At 54.7% G+C, this 2,031-nt stretch carries 2 protein-coding genes; both read left to right on the forward strand.

Annotated elements, in window-relative coordinates; translation table 11 throughout:
* The coding region (locus tag ACOSYY_RS15460) for a sensor histidine kinase (RefSeq protein ID WP_421663488.1) at nucleotides 1-1,364 on the forward strand (1,364 nt) is incomplete at its 5' end.
* Nucleotides 1,313-1,906 carry a Tll0287-like domain-containing protein gene (locus tag ACOSYY_RS15465; RefSeq protein WP_421663489.1) on the forward strand — a complete coding sequence of 198 codons (594 nt, stop codon included), beginning with the start codon at nucleotides 1,313-1,315 and terminating at the stop codon, nucleotides 1,904-1,906. The genes ACOSYY_RS15460 and ACOSYY_RS15465, both read left to right, overlap by 52 nt.
* Nucleotides 1,907-2,031 lie beyond the last annotated feature (125 nt).

Here is a 2,031-nt window from a genome sequence, read left to right on the forward strand (position 1 = left end):
CCGTACGGCAACTGCAACAGGCTGCGCAGGCCATCGGGCGTGGTGACCTGCGGACGCCTATTCAGATCAACACGGGTGACGAATTGGAAGACTTGGCCGAAGAATTTAATCGAATGAATAATCAGTTGAAAGCCGCATTCGCGGGACTGACCGACCAGGTCAAATTGAAGACCCAGGAGGTTCAGGTCCTCCAGCGATCTACGGATCAAATCCTGGATGCCGTTCCCACCCCGATCCTCTTAATCGATGCCCACGAAGTGGTGCGCTACATTAATAGAGCGGCGCGCGAGATCTTCCAGGTTCAGGAATCGATGTCAGGAGCATCGCTGTTCACGATTCTTCCGCTCGACCCAGCTGATCAGAAACGGCTCCAAGCGGAATTTCATACCGATGGGGATCCATCGCTCACCACAGAGGTGATCGACCGTGAGACAGTGCCAAGAGATCCACTGACGCCGAACGCGGGTCATGAAACAGCGGAACCTCGCACTGAACTCCACATCGCTTCACGCATCTATCGTTATCAATGGTTCCGATTACCTGCGAAACCAGGAGAAGAAGACAACATTGGGTTGGTGCTTCGAGACACGACGGACGAGAGCCGGCTGCAAGACCAATTGGTCCAAGCGGAAAAGATCGGAAGCCTGGGTGTGCTTACCGCCGGAATCGGTCATGAACTCAATAATCCCTTGTTTGGAATCATCGGATTGGGAGAAGTCATTCAGGATGAACAGGACTTGCAGCACATCAAGAGCTGCGCCCGAGACATTGTGACTCATGGTCGTCGCATGGCGACGATCATTCGAGATTTTACCGGCATAGCCAGCCGCGAAGCCACCGACAAGCCGATCCCGGTGTATCTGGAGCAGGAACTGGATCAAGCGTTGGCCACTGCAAAAACCACCGTAGAGATGAAGAATATCGTGATCCACAAGACCTATGCGGGCAATACGTCCGTATTGGCATTCCCGGATCAACTTCGGCAAGCGTTTGTGAATCTTCTGACCAATGCCGTCCAAGCCATGCAGGGTATCGGCACACTCACACTGACGACGCTCGTGTCGGACCATACTGTGACCGTGACAATCGCCGATACCGGTCCCGGCATCTCAAAGCAACATTTGACCAAGATATTTGACCCGTTTTTTACGACGAAGGGACAGGGAGAAGGTTCGGGCCTTGGGCTCACGGTGGCGAGGCGAATCATTCGGAAGTTCGGAGGCGATCTTCGCATCGAGAGCGTCGAGGGCCGCGGTACCGCCTGCATCGTCACGCTCCCGACCAATTCTTCCATGTCTTCGGAAGGAGGTCCATGGACAACCGCCGCTTCGCATTCCGAGCCGCAACCATCGCACTCTTCTTAGGCGGACTTTGGATCGGGCTTCCGTTTCCATCCGCCAAGGAAAGCCGAAGCCTTGTCGGCATTGCTCCGGAGAAAGTCGCCGATTATGTCCATGCCGTACTCGAAGCCGACCGATCGATTTACACAACCCAGGTGGTCGATCGCATGCATGAGAAAGGTATCGTCGCGGCGGCGGAACATTGGGAGCAGGACAATGCCCTTCCCCTTCCTGCTCAGTTTCTTCAGCATTCCGGACGATTGGTAGCCGAGAGTGGACGAGGTATCCGGTACAGACTGATCGGACTTTCCCCGATTTATCAACGCAACGCTCCCGCCACCGAATTTGAACGAAAGGCCCTGACTGAGCTCCAGCGGCAGCCTGATCGGCCGGTTACCGGAATTGTATCGAGCGGCAAGAAGCAGTATTTCCAAGCCATCTATTCAGACCGGGCTGTTTCTTCAGTCTGCGTAACCTGTCACAACAGTCATCCGTTGAGCCCGAAGCAGGATTTCAAGTTAAACGATGTGATGGGTGGGATCGCCATTACAATTCCGCTGGAGTAGCGGAGGCAGTATTCGTCATGCGTCATTCATTACTGTAACTGGAAGCTATGAAGTGGTCGCTGATCGTCTTCGCCGCTCGCTGCTGTTTCGTGGGCTCGGTGATGCTGTCCTGGAGGGCATCTGCC

The organism is Nitrospira sp. BLG_2 (genome assembly GCF_049222245.1).

Bases quoted from the DNA above. Each gene is read 5' to 3' on its own strand.
- ACOSYY_RS15465 (WP_421663489.1), top strand. From the start codon at position 1,313: ATGGACAACCGCCGCTTCGCATTCCGAGCCGCAACCATCGCACTCTTC.